The organism is Tenacibaculum sp. Bg11-29 (assembly GCF_002836595.1).
Classification (GTDB): domain Bacteria; phylum Bacteroidota; class Bacteroidia; order Flavobacteriales; family Flavobacteriaceae; genus Polaribacter.
On sequence record NZ_PJBB01000003.1, the window covers coordinates 3,901,203 to 3,917,367 of the forward strand.

At 30.9% G+C, this 16,165-nt stretch carries 14 protein-coding genes and 1 riboswitch; of the genes, 1 reads left to right on the forward strand and 13 read right to left on the reverse strand.

The genetic code is table 11. The features are described from left to right. Both leuC and CXF68_RS17525 read right to left on the reverse strand, forming a co-directional pair. Nucleotides 1–1,383 (reverse strand): 3-isopropylmalate dehydratase large subunit, encoded by a 1,383-nt coding sequence (gene leuC / locus CXF68_RS17520; protein ID WP_101046401.1) that lies wholly within the window; start codon nt 1,381–1,383, stop codon nt 1–3. Further along, nucleotides 1,383–2,558 (reverse strand): 2-isopropylmalate synthase, encoded by a 1,176-nt coding sequence (locus CXF68_RS17525; protein ID WP_101046402.1) that lies wholly within the window; start codon nt 2,556–2,558, stop codon nt 1,383–1,385. The genes leuC and CXF68_RS17525 overlap by 1 nt, the downstream gene beginning before the upstream one ends. A gap of 132 nt (nt 2,559–2,690) precedes the next feature. Here CXF68_RS17525 and CXF68_RS17530 point away from each other — a divergent pair, with 132 nt between their 5' ends. Beyond that, nucleotides 2,691–4,253 (forward strand): hypothetical protein, encoded by a 1,563-nt coding sequence (locus CXF68_RS17530; RefSeq protein WP_101046403.1) that lies wholly within the window; start codon nt 2,691–2,693, stop codon nt 4,251–4,253. Nucleotides 4,254–4,255: 2 nt separating this feature from the next. Here CXF68_RS17530 and metF read toward each other — a convergent pair whose 3' ends face one another. The 11 genes from metF to CXF68_RS17585 form a co-directional block, all read right to left on the reverse strand. Further along, nucleotides 4,256–5,212, reverse strand: coding sequence for a methylenetetrahydrofolate reductase [NAD(P)H] (metF, locus tag CXF68_RS17535; protein ID WP_101046404.1), 957 nt, complete (start codon nt 5,210–5,212; stop codon nt 4,256–4,258). 231 nt (nt 5,213–5,443) lie between these two features. Then, nucleotides 5,444–5,686, reverse strand: coding sequence for a hypothetical protein (locus CXF68_RS17540; RefSeq protein ID WP_101046405.1), 243 nt, complete (start codon nt 5,684–5,686; stop codon nt 5,444–5,446). Between the two features lie 10 nt (nt 5,687–5,696). Beyond that, nucleotides 5,697–8,375, reverse strand: a complete 2,679-nt coding sequence (gene metH / locus CXF68_RS17545; protein WP_101046406.1) for a methionine synthase — start codon at nt 8,373–8,375, stop codon at nt 5,697–5,699. Next, entirely contained in the window at nt 8,366–9,358 is a 993-nt protein-coding gene (locus CXF68_RS17550) for a homocysteine S-methyltransferase family protein (protein ID WP_101046407.1), read from the reverse strand. Before CXF68_RS17550 ends, metH begins: the two co-directional genes overlap by 10 nt. Before the next feature lie 48 nt (nt 9,359–9,406). Further along, nucleotides 9,407–9,530, reverse strand: a riboswitch (SAM riboswitch). Between the two features lie 63 nt (nt 9,531–9,593). Continuing rightward, nucleotides 9,594–10,484, reverse strand: coding sequence for a cysteine synthase CysM (cysM, locus tag CXF68_RS17555; protein WP_101046408.1), 891 nt, complete (start codon nt 10,482–10,484; stop codon nt 9,594–9,596). A gap of 3 nt (nt 10,485–10,487) precedes the next feature. Next, nucleotides 10,488–11,228 (reverse strand): serine O-acetyltransferase EpsC, encoded by a 741-nt coding sequence (epsC, locus tag CXF68_RS17560; RefSeq protein WP_101046409.1) that lies wholly within the window; start codon nt 11,226–11,228, stop codon nt 10,488–10,490. A 1-nt stretch (nt 11,229) separates the two neighbouring features. Beyond that, nucleotides 11,230–11,559 (reverse strand): 2Fe-2S iron-sulfur cluster-binding protein, encoded by a 330-nt coding sequence (locus CXF68_RS17565; RefSeq protein ID WP_101046410.1) that lies wholly within the window; start codon nt 11,557–11,559, stop codon nt 11,230–11,232. Between the two features lie 20 nt (nt 11,560–11,579). Then, nucleotides 11,580–12,635 (reverse strand): NAD(P)/FAD-dependent oxidoreductase, encoded by a 1,056-nt coding sequence (locus CXF68_RS17570; RefSeq protein WP_101046411.1) that lies wholly within the window; start codon nt 12,633–12,635, stop codon nt 11,580–11,582. Between the two features lie 73 nt (nt 12,636–12,708). Next, nucleotides 12,709–13,281, reverse strand: coding sequence for a bifunctional precorrin-2 dehydrogenase/sirohydrochlorin ferrochelatase (locus CXF68_RS17575; RefSeq protein WP_101046412.1), 573 nt, complete (start codon nt 13,279–13,281; stop codon nt 12,709–12,711). Continuing rightward, on the reverse strand, nt 13,281–14,054 hold the full coding sequence (gene cobA, locus CXF68_RS17580) for a uroporphyrinogen-III C-methyltransferase (protein ID WP_101046413.1): 774 nt from the start codon (nt 14,052–14,054) through the stop codon (nt 13,281–13,283). The genes CXF68_RS17575 and cobA overlap by 1 nt, the downstream gene beginning before the upstream one ends. After that, a complete protein-coding gene (locus CXF68_RS17585; protein WP_101046414.1) occupies nt 14,047–16,152 on the reverse strand; it encodes a HEPN domain-containing protein in 2,106 nt (701 codons plus the stop codon). Before CXF68_RS17585 ends, cobA begins: the two co-directional genes overlap by 8 nt. Nucleotides 16,153–16,165: the final 13 nt, after the last annotated feature.

Below are 16,165 nucleotides of genomic sequence, written 5' to 3' on the forward strand. Positions count from 1 at the left end.
TTAATTTAAGTGTTTCGTTATATCAATAATCTTTCCTTCTACAGCAGTTGCAGCAGCCATTAAAGGACTTGCTAAAATTGTTCTTGCTCCTTGCCCCTGTCTTCCTTCAAAATTTCTATTAGAAGTAGAAACACAATATTCTCCTTCAGGAATTTTATCATCATTCATTGCTAAACAAGCTGAACATCCTGGTTGGCGTAATTCAAAGCCTGCCGCTTCAAAAATAGTTTGTAAACCTTCTTTTTGAATTTGTTGCGCTACTTTCTGTGAACCAGGAACTAGCCAGGCATTTACATTTTGTGCTTTTTGTTTTCCTTTTACATAATTAGCGACTTCTCTAAAATCCTCAATTCTAGAATTCGTACAACTACCTATAAACACATAGTTAACTTTTTTATTAATAAGGCTTTCACCTTTTTTAAAGTTCATATATGCCAATGACTTCTCAAAAGATGCATCTGTTTCATTTGGTATGGTTTCTGAAATTTTTATTCCCATACCAGGATTTGTACCATAAGTAAGCATTGGTTCAATCTCTTCTGCATCGAAACTATATTCTTTATCAAACTTAGCATCAATATCTGATGGTAATGTTTTCCAATAAGCTACTTTCTTTTCAAAGTCACTTTCTTCTGGTGCAAATTCTCGACCTTTTACATAATCAAAAGTAGTTTGATCTGGAGCAATCATTCCTCCTCTTGCTCCCATTTCAATACTCATGTTACAAACGGTCATACGACCTTCCATAGACATTTCTTCAAATACATTTCCTGCATATTCACAAAAATAACCTGTACCTGAATTGGTTCCTAATTGAGCAATAATATAAAGTATAACATCTTTAGGTGATACCCCTTTTTTTAATTTCCCATTAACAGAAACTCGTAAACTCTTAGGTTTTTGTAATAATAAACATTGACTTGCAAATACTTGAGCTACTTGACTTGTACCAATACCAAAAGCAATTGTACCAAAAGCACCATGTGTAGAGGTATGACTATCTCCACAAACCATCGTCATTCCTGGTTGTGTGATTCCTAACTCTGGAGCTATAACATGTACAATTCCATTATTTTCATGACCTAAGGCATATAAAGTTATATTATTTTCATTACAATTTTTCGTTAATTGTTCTAACTGATTTCTAGACAATTCGTCTTTAACTGGTAAATGTTGGTTTTCTGTTGGTGTATTATGATCTGCCGTTGCAACAATTTTATTTGGACGTGCAACTGGTATGTTACGCTCCTTTAATTCATTAAAAGCTTGAGGACTTGTAACTTCATGAATTAAATGTTTGTCTATATATAAAACCTGTGGTCCATTTTCTATTGAATCTACTACATGGGCATCCCATACTTTATCAAATAATGTTTTTCCCATTATGCCATTACTATTTTAGATATTTTATTTACTTTTTGCATAATTAAATGAAGATCATCATCAATTACTTCTTTTTGTTTATCAGCAAAATTTAAAAAAGTTTTATAAGCTGAATCTAATTGTAATTTAGTTAATTCGTATCCTATTTTTTTAGCTCTATATGCTAATGCTGCTCTACCACTTCTTGCTGTTAATATAATAGCACTTTCTGTAACACCTACATCAGCAGGATCCATTATTTCATAAGTTTCCCGATTTTTAATCACACCATCTTGATGAATTCCTGAACTATGTGCAAATGCGTTTGCTCCTACAATTGCTTTGTTTGGTTGTACTGGCATTCCCATACTTTCACGAACCATTATACTTGTATCATACAATAACTGAGTATTAATATCTGTCTGTAAATTCAAATACGGATGTTGTTTTAAAACCATAACTACTTCTTCTAAAGCAGTATTTCCTGCACGTTCTCCTATACCATTAATTGTACATTCTATTTGGCGTGCTCCATTCATAACTCCTGCTATAGAATTTGCTGTAGCCATTCCTAAATCATTATGGCAATGACAAGATAAAATTACATTTTCAATACCTTTTACATTTTCTCGTAAATATTTCATTTTAGCACCATATTCTTCTGGCAAACAATATCCTGTAGTATCAGGAATATTTAAAACAGTTGCACCCGCTTTAATTGCTTCCTCACATATTTTAGCTAAAAAAGCATTATCTGTTCTACCAGCATCCTCTGCATAAAACTCTACATCTTCTACAAATGATTTTGCATAAGAGACTGCACCAATTGCACGTTCAATTACTTTTTCTCTTGTTGAGTTAAATTTAAATTTTATATGAGAGTCACTAGTTCCAATTCCTGTGTGAATTCTAGGTAATTTAGCATATTTTAAAGCTTCTGCTGCAACTTTAATATCATTTTCAATGGCTCTTGTTAACCCACAAACTGTAGCATTTTTTACAATCTTAGCTATTTCACTTACTGATGCAAAATCTCCAGGACTAGAAACAGGAAAACCCGCTTCAATAACATCAACTCCTAAGAAATCAAGTCTTTCAGCAATAACTAACTTCTGTTTAGTATCTAATTTACATCCAGGGACTTGCTCTCCGTCTCGTAAAGTGGTGTCAAAAATTTGGACTTTATCGTTTTGCATCTCTATTAATTTATTTACCTTTTATTAATCCAAATGTATATATTAGATTCTTCAACAAGTCACTTACATACTTATTACTTACGACATTAAAGTTAAAAAATTAAAACACAAAAGACTGAAAATAAACACGTTATGAAGAAACTCATTACACTATCCAACCAACAAAACGATGCTCTTTTTGTTTTAATAAAATCTTTATCTAAGTCTGAAAAACGTCAATTTAATCTTTATGTTGGTCGTTTAGATGGAAATAATGACGCTAAATTTTTTTCTCTTTTTAAATTTTTAGACAAACAAAAAAAGTATGATGAAAAAATAATTATAAAAAGTGGTATTGTAAGTAAACAACAACTTTCTAATTTAAAAGCTCATTTGTATAAGCAAATATTAATTAGTTTGCGAATGAACCCTGCTCATAAAAATATAAGAATTCAAATAAGAGAGTTATTAGATTTTGCAACTATTTTATACCAAAAAGGACTATATAAGCAAAGTTTAAAATTATTAGACAAAGCTAAGAATACTGCTATTGATAATGAGGAAAAAAATATTGCCTATGAAATTGTTGAATTAGAAAAAGTTATTGAAAGTCAGTATATAACCAGAAGTATTAGTACTAGGGCTGATGAACTAACTATTCAGGCTAAAAAATTAAGTCAGCAAAATGTAATTGCTAGTAAGCTTTCTAATTTATCGCTACAGTTATACGGTACTTTATTAAAAACTGGATATGTAAGAAATGATGCCGAGCTTAAAAAAGTTAATTTTTATTTTGAATCTAAATTACCTAATTATGAATATGACAACTTAGGTTTTAGAGAAAGGTTATGGCTATATAAAGCTAATTTATGGCATAGTTTTTTAACACAAGATTTTCTTCAAAGTTATAAATATGCTAATAAATGGGTAGATTTATTTAAAAACAATTCTAAAAACATTGCTATTCACCCCGTTTTTTATCTAAAAGGAAAAAATTACTTACTAGAAAGTTTATTTTTTATAAAACACTATTCTAAATTTAAAGAAGAGCTAACTTTTTTTGAAAAAGAAATTGAAAATAACTTAATACCAATAAATAGTAATACCGAAATTTTAATTTTTCAATATTATTATGCTAATAAATTACATTTACATTTTTTAGAAGGTAGTTTTTCTGAAGGTGAATATTTAGTAGAAACAATAAACACAAAAATCGAAACCTATAAAAACAGGCTTGATAATCATCATATTGTTGTTTTGTTTTATAAAATAGCTAGTTTATACTTTGGTATGAATAAAAACAAAGAATGTATTTTTTATTTAAATAAAATTATTAAATCTAAAAAAATTCATGTTGCTGAAGATTTACAATGTTTCGCTAGAATTTTAAGCTTAATTGCACATTATGAATGTGGTTTAGATTATGATTTTGAAAGACAATTTAAGGACACCTATCGCTTTTTATTAAAAATGGAAAATCTTCAGGAAGTTCAAAAAGAATTCATTTCATCAATAAAAGCGCTAGGTGATGTTTTTCCTCATCAAATTAAAAAAGAGTTTAAAAAAATATATGATCGTTTAAAAATTTATGAAAATCATCCTTATGAGAAAAGAGCTTTTTTATATTTAGACATCCTTTCTTGGTTAGAATCTAAAATAGAAAATAAACCGGTTGCAGTAATTATAAAGCAAAAGCTTATTCAAAATAAAAGATAATTTTAGAATAATGCTTTTGCAATCGCTTTAACATTATCACTTTTTCCCATAGAGTAATAATGTAATAGCGGTACTCCTGCTGCTAACAATTCTTGAGATTGTTGTATACACCATTCTACACCAACTTGTCTTACCTCTTTATTGTTTTTACAACCATCTATTGACTTTATTAATGCTTCTGGTAAATCTATTTTAAAAACTTGTGGTAATAATTGTAAATGACGTTTAACCGAGATTGGCTTAATTCCTGGAATAATAGGTACTGTGATTCCTATTTTTCTTGCTGCATCTACAAATTCAAAATATTTTTGGTTATTAAAAAACATTTGAGTTACCACATAATCAGCACCTGCATCTATTTTTTCTTTCAATCGTTTTAAATCTGTTTGTAAAGATGGTGACTCTAAATGTTTTTCTGGATAACCAGCAACACCAATACAAAAATCAGCTTTGTGATTAGCTTCAATTACATCATGTAAATATTTTCCTTTATTTAAACTTTTAATCTGATCTACTAATTCAGATGCGTATTTATGACCATCTTTACTTGCTTCAAAATATCGTTGATGACTCATTGCATCTCCACGTAAAGCCATTACATTTTCAATACCTAAATAATGACAATCTACCAACAGATATTCTGTTTCTTCTTTCGTAAATCCCCCACATAAAACATGTGGTACAGTATCAACATCATATTTGTGTTTTATTGCTGCACAAATCCCAACTGTTCCTGGTCGCATTCTGGTTATTTTTCTATCTAACAACCCGTTTCCTTTGTCAATATATAAATGTTGCTCTCTAGATGTTGTTACATCTATAAAAGGTGGATTAAATTCCATTAACGGATCTATATTGCTATACAAATCTTGAATGTTATTTCCTTTTTTGGGCGGAATTATTTCAAATGAGAATAATGTTTTCCCTTTTGCTTTTTTTATATGTTCTGTTACCTTCATAATTTAAGTACAAAGGCATATTTAACTACATAAATGACGCTATAAATAATGACACCGTAAACATTATAAGTATCTGAATCACAAACCTAATCTCTAAACTATACTTTTTCATTTGTTCTAATTTTATTGATTTTTTTATGCTTCAAAATTACTATCGTTTTTCAGTTTTAATCTTACCTAAAGGATAATTTATTGTTAATTAAATATGCTTTCTTTTTATGTTTTATATTATTATTTTAATAATTCGTTTTTAACCGATTCGTATGACTCTTCATATTCCCAATAAATCCATCTACCATCTATATAATCTGTTAAAACATATTTATCACTCAAAGATTTAATTCTACTAATCGCAATTGTTTTTGGTGAGAAAACATCAGCAATAAATTCTTCAGTTATCTCTTTATTATTTTCATCATATCCATGAGAAATAATGTGACTCCTTAAATTTAATTCTATGAATTTTACACTCATTATATTTATTTTAATTATCAGCTATTGCAGGATGAAGCCATTTTCTAGCCTTATCTAGCTTAATTCCTTTTCTATTAGCAAAATCACGTACTTGATCATCAGTAATTTTCCCTAATCCAAAATACTTAGCTTCTTCATTACCAAAATAATATCCAGATACCGCAGCAGCTGGCCACATTGCTAAACTTTCTGTTAATGTTACTCCTATTTTTTCTTCAACTTTTAATAAATCCCAAATCGTTTCTTTTTCTAAATGATCTGGACAGGCAGGATAACCTGGTGCAGGACGAATTCCCTTATAAGTTTCCTTTATTAATTCGTCGTTTGATAATGTTTCATCAGCTGCATATCCCCAATGTTGGGTTCTTACTCTATGGTGTAAATATTCTGCAAATGCTTCTGCAAAACGATCTGCAATTGCTTGTACCATAATTGCATTATAATCATCTTCTTTTTCTTTATATGTTTTCGCCAGTTCATCTGCTCCATAAATAGCAGTACAAAATGCACCCATATAATCTTGTTTTTTAGATTCTTTTGGTGCTATAAAATCTGACAAAGCAATACTTGGTTTTCCTTCTCGTTTTTTAAGTTGTTGACGTAAGGTTCTAAAAACAGCTATTTCTGCTCCTTTTTTCTGAATTGAAATATCATCATCGTTAATTGTATTTGCTTCAAACAATCCAAATATTGCTTTTGGTTTTAATAATTGTTTGGTAATTATTTCATTTAAAATTACTTTAGAATCTTCAAACAATTGTGTTGCTTGCTCCCCTACAATTTCATCAGTTAAAATATCAGGATATTTCCCATGTAAATCCCAACTTCTAAAAAACGGACTCCAATCAATAAATGGTAATAAATCTTTTAAACTTATTTGTTCTAAAGTCTGAACTCCTAACTCTTTTGGTTTTACAATAGGTGTTGTTTCCCAATCTATTTTAAGCTTTCTTTTACGAGCTTCTTCTATTGAAACATATGCTTTTGCTTTTCCTCTCTTTAAAAATTTTTCACGAAACTCATCGTAATCCTTTTTTAACTTTACTTTATATGCATTGCTCGTTTCTTTATTTAATAAATCACTCACAACAGTTACTGCTCTAGAAGCATCATTTACATGTACTACCGCATTTTTATACTGAGGATCTATTTTTACGGCCGTATGTGCTTTTGAGGTTGTTGCTCCACCTATTAATAATGGTACTGTAAAATCTTGACGCTCCATCTCTTTTGCCAAATACACCATTTCATCTAACGAAGGTGTTATTAATCCTGACAAGCCAATAATATCTACATTCTCTTTTTTAGCAGCCTCAATAATTTTTTCTGGAGGAACCATAACTCCTAAATCAACAATTTCATAATTGTTACATCCCAGTACAACACTTACAATATTTTTACCAATGTCATGTACATCCCCTTTTACAGTCGCCATTAAAATTTTACCTAAAGCTTGTTGTTTCTCTCCTTTTTCTGCTTCAACAAATGGATTTAAATACGCTACTGCTTTTTTCATTACACGAGCAGATTTTACAACTTGAGGTAAAAACATTTTTCCTGCACCAAATAAATCTCCAACAACGTTCATTCCAATCATTAAATGACCCTCTATTACTTGTATTGGTTTTTCAGATTCTTGTCTTGCTTGTTCTACATCCTCAATAATAAATTCATCAATTCCTTTTACCAAAGCATGGGTTATTCTTTCTTGCAAAGGCAAACTACGCCATTCCAATATTTTAGTTTCGTCTTGCTTCTTAACCCCTTTTACCGTTTCAGCAAAATCTAATAACCTTTCTGTCGCATCATCTCTTCTATTTAAAACAACATCTTCTATGTGTTCTAATAAATCTTTCGGAATATCATCGTAAATTTCTAACATTGCTGGATTTACAATTCCCATATTCATACCTGCCTGAATCGCATAGTACAAGAAAACAGAATGCATTGCTTCTCTTACTGTGTTATTTCCTCTAAATGAAAATGACACATTACTTACCCCTCCACTTACACTTACATTTGGTAAATTTTGTCTCACCCAACGGGTTGCTTCAATAAAATCAATCGCATTTTTTTTGTGTTCATCCATTCCTGTTGCTACAGGAAAAATATTTAAGTCGAAAATAATATCTTCGGATGCAAAACCAACTTTATCTACTAATACTCTGTATGACCTTTCGGCTATTTCTATTCTTCTTTGGTAATTATCTGCCTGACCAACTTCATCGAATGCCATTACAATAACAGCCGCTCCGTATCTTTTTATTTGAGTTGCCTCCCATATAAATTTATCTTCTCCTTCTTTTAAAGAAATCGAATTCACCACAGATTTTCCTTGTACAACTTGTAAACCTGCTTCAATAATTTCCCACTTCGAACTATCAATCATTAACGGAACTCTACAAATATCTGGTTCAGCAGCAATTAAATTTAAAAAACGAACCATTGCTTCTTTTCCGTCAATTAAACCATCATCCATATTTACATCAATGATCTGCGCTCCTCCTTCTACTTGATGTCTAGCAATAGCTAATGCTTCATCAAATTTTTCTTCTTTTATTAATCGTAAGAATTTTCTAGAACCCGCCACATTAGTTCGTTCACCTACATTAATAAAATTAGTAAAATCACTTAAAATCAAAGGTTCTAAACCTGATAATTTTAAATATTTATCTTGTTTTATTTGCATTTTCTTGGTTGATATTTAGCTGCTAATTCAGCAATTGCAGAAATATGTTCTGGTGTTGTTCCGCAACAACCTCCAATAATATTTATTAAATCTTTCTTTAAATAATCTTCAATTTGATCTGCCATTTCCTCTGCAGTTTCATCGTATTCTCCAAAAGCATTAGGTAATCCTGCGTTCGGATGTGCTGAAATAGCAAATTCTGTTTTTGATGCAATTGCCTCTAAATGTGGTTGCAATAAATTAGCCCCTAATGCACAATTAAATCCTACAGACAATAACGGAATATGAGATACAGAAATTAAAAATGCTTCTGCTGTTTGTCCTGATAAAGTTCTACCACTTGCATCTGTGATCGTACCGCTTAGCATTATTGGAATGTCAATTTTACGTTCGTCTTTAACTTCTTCTATTGCAAATAAAGCAGCTTTGGCATTTAATGTATCAAAAACAGTTTCTACTAATAAAAGATCTGAACCACCATCTATCAAAGCTTCAACTTGCAGCTTATAAGCTACACGTAATTCATCAAAAGTAACCGCTCTATAACCAGGGTCATTTACATCTGGAGACATACTTGCAGTTCTGTTTGTTGGTCCGATTGAACCTGCTACGAATCTTGGCTTATGTGGTTCTTTTGCTGTAAATTCATCTGCTACTTCTTTCGCTATTCTTGCAGATTCATAATTTAATTCATATACCAAATTTTCCATTTGATAATCTGCCATTGCAATAGTAGTCCCTGAAAAAGTATTAGTTTCTACAATATCTGCACCTGCTTCAAAATATTTTGCATGTACTTCTTTAATTGCCTTAGGTTGCGTTATAGACAATAAATCATTGTTTCCTTGTAGTGGTGTTGGATATTCTTTAAATCGTTCTCCTCGAAAATCTTCTTCAGTAAACTTATATGCTTGTAACATAGTTCCCATGGCTCCATCGAGTACGAGAATTCGTTTTTGTATTTCTTTATAAATGTTTGACATTCCTGATATTTTATAGTAGAAGTTATCAGGAAAAGAGGAATATTCTTTCCGTTATCTCTCTTTAATACTGAAATTACAACAGCATAAAAGTAGAATTTAGCACCTTCTCTGTTTATACAGAGGGTTGCTAAGGTTTCAACGGGTCTAATCCCTCCACCTTTCTTGATAACATTCGTATTAAATTAATGAACTAAAGTGCAAATAAACAAACTTTTTTTGTTTTTACACCATTTTTTTAATAATTATATAAATTTGATGATAAATATCGATCGCCAATATCACAAATAATAGCTACAATAATACCTTCTTCTATTTTTTCTGCAACTTGAAGCGCCACATGTACAGCACCTCCACTACTCATCCCTCCAAAAACACCCTCTTGACTAGCTAGTTTACGTGCTTGATTTCTTGCCTGATTTTCGCTTACCTCAATAATTTCATCAACTTTTGATCTATCAAAAATCTTTGGTAAATACTCTTCCGACCATTTTCTAATACCTGGTATACTTGAACCATCTGTTGGTTGTGCTCCAATAATTTGAATATTTGGGTTTTGTTCTTTTAGATAGGTAGAAACCCCCATTATGGTACCTGTAGTTCCCATAGCCGATACAAAATGTGTTACCTCACCTTCAGTGTCTTTCCAAATTTCTGGACCTGTAGTTTTATAATGTGCCTTCCAATTATCATTATTTTCAAATTGATTCAACATAAAATACCCCTCTTTGTATCGTAGCTTTTGTGCTAAATCTCTAGCTCCTTCAATACCTTCTTCTTTTGGTGTTAATAAAACTTCGGCTCCGTAAGCCTTCATCGTTTTAACTCTTTCTTCAGTTGCATTCTCTGGCATTACTAATGTCATATGCAGTCCTAATACTTTAGAAATAAAAGCTAAAGCTATTCCTGTATTTCCACTAGTTGCCTCTACTAAATGATCTCCTTTTTTTATATTTCTTCGGTTTAAAGCCTCAAAAATCATATTATAAGCAGCTCTATCTTTAACGCTCCCTCCTGGATTGTTTCCTTCCAATTTCAAAAACAATCGTACCCCTTTTTTATTAAGGATGTTACTTACCTCAACTAAAGGTGTATTTCCAATAAAGTCGGTTATTTTTTTGGCCTTCATAATTTACTTTTTTTCTATTGAAACAATTTTATTTTCCGATTGATAAATTACTAATGATTTTGGTGGTACCGATTCAGTAACACATACATTAGCTCCTATAATACTACTTTCACCAATAATAACTTCGCCTCCTAAAATAGTAGCATTTGCATAAATAGTTACGTTGTTTTCTATTGTTGGGTGTCTTTTTGTTTCTGCTAAACTCTTTTTAACTTGAATTCCTCCTAATGTTACTCCTTGATATATTTTTACATTCTCCTTTATTAATGTGGTTTCACCAATAACAATTCCAGTAGCATGATCTATAAAAAAAGAATTTCCTATAGTTGCTCCTGGGTGAATATCTGTACCTGTTACCCCATGTGTATATTCGCTCATCATTCTTGGTAAAACTGGTACTTTCAATTTTATTAATTCATGACTTAAACGATATACTGCTATCGCATGAAAGCCAGGATATGCTAAATATACCTCTCTTAAGCTTTTTGCTGCTGGGTCGGTTTTTTCAAAAGCAATAGCATCTAAATCTAATTTCTTACGAATTTCTTTAAATTTAGCTTTATAAAGCAACCAAGTTATACTTGCTTCCTTTATGTCTAATTTACCAGTTATGTCAAAAAATAAATTTTCTATCGTTTTTATATTCTCTTCGTAATACTGCTCATCAAAAAGGGCGTAAAATAATTTCTTTGTAAACTCTTCTACAGTATCTTTTAATGTAAGTGTGTAATTTTTCAATGACATATTACATTTCGGGTGCTAATTCTACTTCCAATCCTTCTAAATTTGGTTTCATTTGAATTTGACAACCTAAACGACTGTTATCTTCTACATGAAATGCTTCAGCAAGCATCATATCTTCATCAACCCCCATCTCTGGTAATTCGTGTTCAGATTTCACATAACATTGACAGGAAGCACACATTGCCATACCTCCACAAATACCAATCGTACCTTCTTCTGCTAATTCGTATGAACGAACTATTTCCATTAAATTCATTGCCATATCTGTTGGCGCTAAAATTTCGTGAAGTACTCCTTTTCTGTCTGTTATTTTTATGTTGATATCTGACATTATAATAATATTAAATCATTTTATTGAATTGCTTTTACAACTGCTTTTGGTGCTTCTTTTTTAGTTCCATCAAAACCTTCAACTCCACCTACAGTAGTATATTTCATTACATATTTTTTATCTGGATGAATACGTTTATAAGCACTTTGACACATTAAAGTTGCTTCATGAAATCCACATAAAATTAATTTTAATTTCCCTGGATACGTATTTACATCTCCAATTGCAAATATACCTGGAATATTTGTTTGATAATCTAAAGCATTGTTAACTTTTATCGCGTTTTTCTCAATTTCTAGCCCCCAATTTGCAATAGGTCCTAATTTTGGTGACAAACCAAATAATGGTATAAAATGATCTGTATCTATAATAAAAGGTTCTTCTCCTTTTTTCTCAACAGCAACACCAGTAACGTGTTCTTTTCCTAAAATTCCTTTTACTTCTGCTGGAGTTATTAAGTTAATCTTCCCTAAGTTTTTTAGCTCTTGTACTCTATCTACGCTATCTAAAGCTCCTCTAAATTCATTTCTACGGTGTATTAATGTTACTTCAGATGCTACGTCAGATAAAAAAACTGCCCAATCTAAAGCTGAATCTCCTCCTCCTGAAATTACCACTTTTTTATCCCTATACAACTCAGGATCTCTAATAATATACTCAACTCCTTTATCTTCAAAATTAGCAATATTAGGAATCGGTGGTTTACGTGGTTCAAAGCTACCTAAACCTCCTGCAATAGCAACTACTGGTGCTTGATGTTTTGTCCCTTTATTAGTCGTTACTATAAAAGTTCCGTCTTCTTGTTTTTCAATAGTATTTGCACGTTCTCCTAACGTAAAACCAGGTTTAAACTGTTTTGTTTGTTCTATTAACTTACTTGTTAAATCTCCTGCTAAAATTTCTGGATATGCTGGAATATCATAAATAGGTTTTTTAGGATATATTTCTGAACACTGACCTCCTGGTTGTGGCAATGCATCTATTAAATGACATTTTAATTTTAACAATCCTGCTTCAAAAATGGTGAATAATCCTGTAGGTCCTGCCCCTATAATTAATATATCTGTATGTATCATTGGTATTTGTATTATTCCTGCGATACAGGAACTTTAATTCTTTTATTTCTTGTTTTATAAAAGTTATAATCTTTTAACTTATTAAACTTTTCGTTAATTGATTTAACTGTACTACTTTATTTTCAAAGTTACCTTTAATTGTTTTTCTAAACTTATTTAAATTCTGAACTAATTCGTTAATGTCTTCTGGAATTATTTCTTCAAAGAATTGTCGTAATCTTTTTGCTGTAGTTGGTGATTTCCCATTGGTAGAAATTGCTATTTTCACATTTCCTTTTGTTACGATACCTCCCATAAAAAAATCACAATATGGAGGATTATCAGCTACGTTTACTAAAACATTTCTTTGCTTACAATCTTTATAAACTTGGACGTTTACATCAACATTGTCTGTTGTTGCAATAACCATGTGTTTGTCTTTCAAGTATGAGTTATCATATTTAGTAATAATCATTTTTATACCAAACTTATTTGCTAACGCTTGTGTTTCTTCTCTAAAAAATGTAGAAACCATTGTTACTTTAGAATTCGGACTTGATTTTAATAAAAACGTTAATTTCTCTAAAGCTACAAAACCGCCTCCTACAATAAGTGTTTCTAACTGTTTGGTTTTTAAAAAAATTGGGTATAATTCGTTTTGTTCCATTATACAGCTATTAACTCTTTTGAATATTCTTCTTTTGCCTTTTTTAAAGCTTCTCTGTGTTTTACAACTTCGCCTAAAACAATAATTGCAGGGTTACTTAGCTCATTTTCTTTTACAATATCTAAAATAGTATCTACAGTTCCAATACCTACCTTCTCTCTAGAAGTTGTTCCGTCTTGAATTATAGCTACTGGTAATTCATTTTTACCTTCTTTTTGAAATAATGCTACAATTTCAGCTAATTTTCCCATTCCCATTAATACCACTACTGTAGCTTTAGATTTTGCTGCTAAAGCTACATCGTTAGATAATTTATGTTCTTTTGTTGTACCTGTAATCACCCAAAAACTTTCTGCACTTCCACGCTTTGTAACAGGTATATTTTGATATGCTGGTACTGCTAAAGAAGATGAAATACCTGGAACCATTGCTGTTTCTATATTAAAAGCTGCTGCAAACTCCATTTCTTCTGCACCTCTTCCAAAAATAAAAGGATCACCACCTTTTAAACGAACTACATGTCCATGAGTTTTTGCTCTTTCAACAATCAACTCATTTATTTGTTCTTGTTGATATTTATAACAACCTCTACGTTTTCCTACAAAAATTAATTCTGCATTCGGGTTTATAAAATCTAATAACTCTTCATTAACCAAAGCATCATATAAAACAACATCTGCAGTTTTTAAAACTTTAATAGCTTTTAGCGTAATTAAATCTACATCCCCTGGACCAGCGCCAACAACGGTTAATTTCGGAATCTTATTATACATTACTTACTGCTTTTTTTCTATAAGCGTCAATCTTTTTATAAAATGCTTTTGCATCATTTAAATAGCTCTCTGCAAATATTTTTGTGGGTGCTTCTTTCTTTATTTGATATACAAAATCTTCAAAATTGGTCTCTAAACTAACTTTATCAGTAGCTATAAAATGCTCTTGAAAGCTCGTAATAATACCCGCTTGCGTATTTGTTTTTACATTTTCTGCAATTAATAATGCTTTTGCTGTATTAATCAGAGATGTATATGAATGATAAATACTATCAGAAAATAAATCTTCCTTTAATGCTTCTTCTGAATTGGTTATTTTCTCTTCACTTTCAAATAAAAGTGTTGCGATTAAATCAATTACAACTCCAGCACATTCTCCTACTCCAATTGCTTTTACATAGTTTTCTGAATGTCCCCAATCTATAAAATCACTTGGTACTAAATCACTTGTATCAGATAATTTTTTTAATAAATCGTAGAAGTACGTTTTCCCTTGCCTGTCGTAATATTCTAAAAAAGTTTCTTTTTCTTGTTGATTTTTAGCTACATCATTTAATAAAACTCGTAATGATTCTGGTCCTTTTTTACTTGGAATTTTAACTAATTTATCAGAAAAACGACCTTTTCCATCACCTAATATACCTCCTCCTATTAAAATTTGTAAAGCCGGTGCTTGTAAATTACCTACTTTTATAGACATTCCTTGAAAACCAATGTGCGCCATATTATGCTGCCCACATGCATTCATACATCCACTAATTTTAATAGCTATTTCTTTATTATTTAAATATGCTGGATACTCTTCTTCTAATACTTTTTCTAACTCAACAGCAATTCCCGTACTACTAGAAATACCTAAATTACAAGTATCTGTTCCAGGACACGCCGTAATATCAGCCGTAGAATTATAACCTGCTTTTGCAAAACCTAATTTTTGTAATTCTATATAGAAAAAAGGTATTAATTCTTCTTTAACATGACGAACCAAAATGTTTTGACGTAATGTTAAACGAATTTCGTTTGCTGCATATTTTTTAACTAAATCAGCTAACAACCTTGCTTTTGGAGTGTAAAAATCTCCTAAATGAACTTTAATTCCAATTGCAAATAAACCTTCTTGTTTTTGCTTAATTACATTCGTTTCTTTCCATTTTTCATAAGCTTTTTCATCTTCAATTTTCACTGAAGGTATTGCTATTTCTTGAAAAAGTATAGGCTTCTCAAATTCAGTTGTATCTACTTTAAATGTTTTATTTTCTAGAGCATTAACTTCCTTAGAAACTAATTGTAAAAAAGCTTCAACACCTAATTCTTTAACTAAAAACTTTAATCTTGCTTTTGCTCTTTTTGCACGCTCTCCAAATCGATCAAAAATTCTTAAAACACCTTCAATTGTTGGTATTAAAACATCTTCATCTAAAAAGTCATAAATAACATCTGCATGTCTTGGTTGTGAACCTAAACCACCACCTAATAAAACTTTAAACCCTTTTTTAGTTACTCCGTTTTCAGTCTTTACTTTTGCAATAAATCCTAAATCATGAATAAAACTAATAGCAGTATCATCATCTGTACCTGAAAAAGACATCTTAAATTTACGTCCCATTTCTTGACATATAGGATTTCTTAAAAAGAACTTAAACGTAGCATCTGCATATGGTGAAACATCAAAAGGCTCATTTACATCAATCCCTGCTGTTTCTGATGCTGTAATATTTCTTACTGCATTACCACAAGCTTCTCTTAAAGTAATATCGTCTTTCTCTAATTGCGCCCATAATTCTGGCGTTCTATCTAAACTTACGTGATGTATTTGAATATCTTGTCTTGTCGTAATATGTAATCTTCCACGAGAATATTCATCTGAAACATCTGAAATCCTATGTAATTGTTCGCTAGTAACTTTACCATAAGGTAATTTTATACGAATCATTTGTACTCCAAATTGACGCTGACCGTAAACTCCTCTTGCCAAACGTAAACTTCTAAAACGTTCTTCGTCTATTTTTCCATCTTTAAAAAGTTGGATTTTTCTCTCTAATTCTAGAATATCTTTTTCTACAATTGGGTTTTCTATTTCGGTTCTAAAACTTTGCATTACTATATATCTT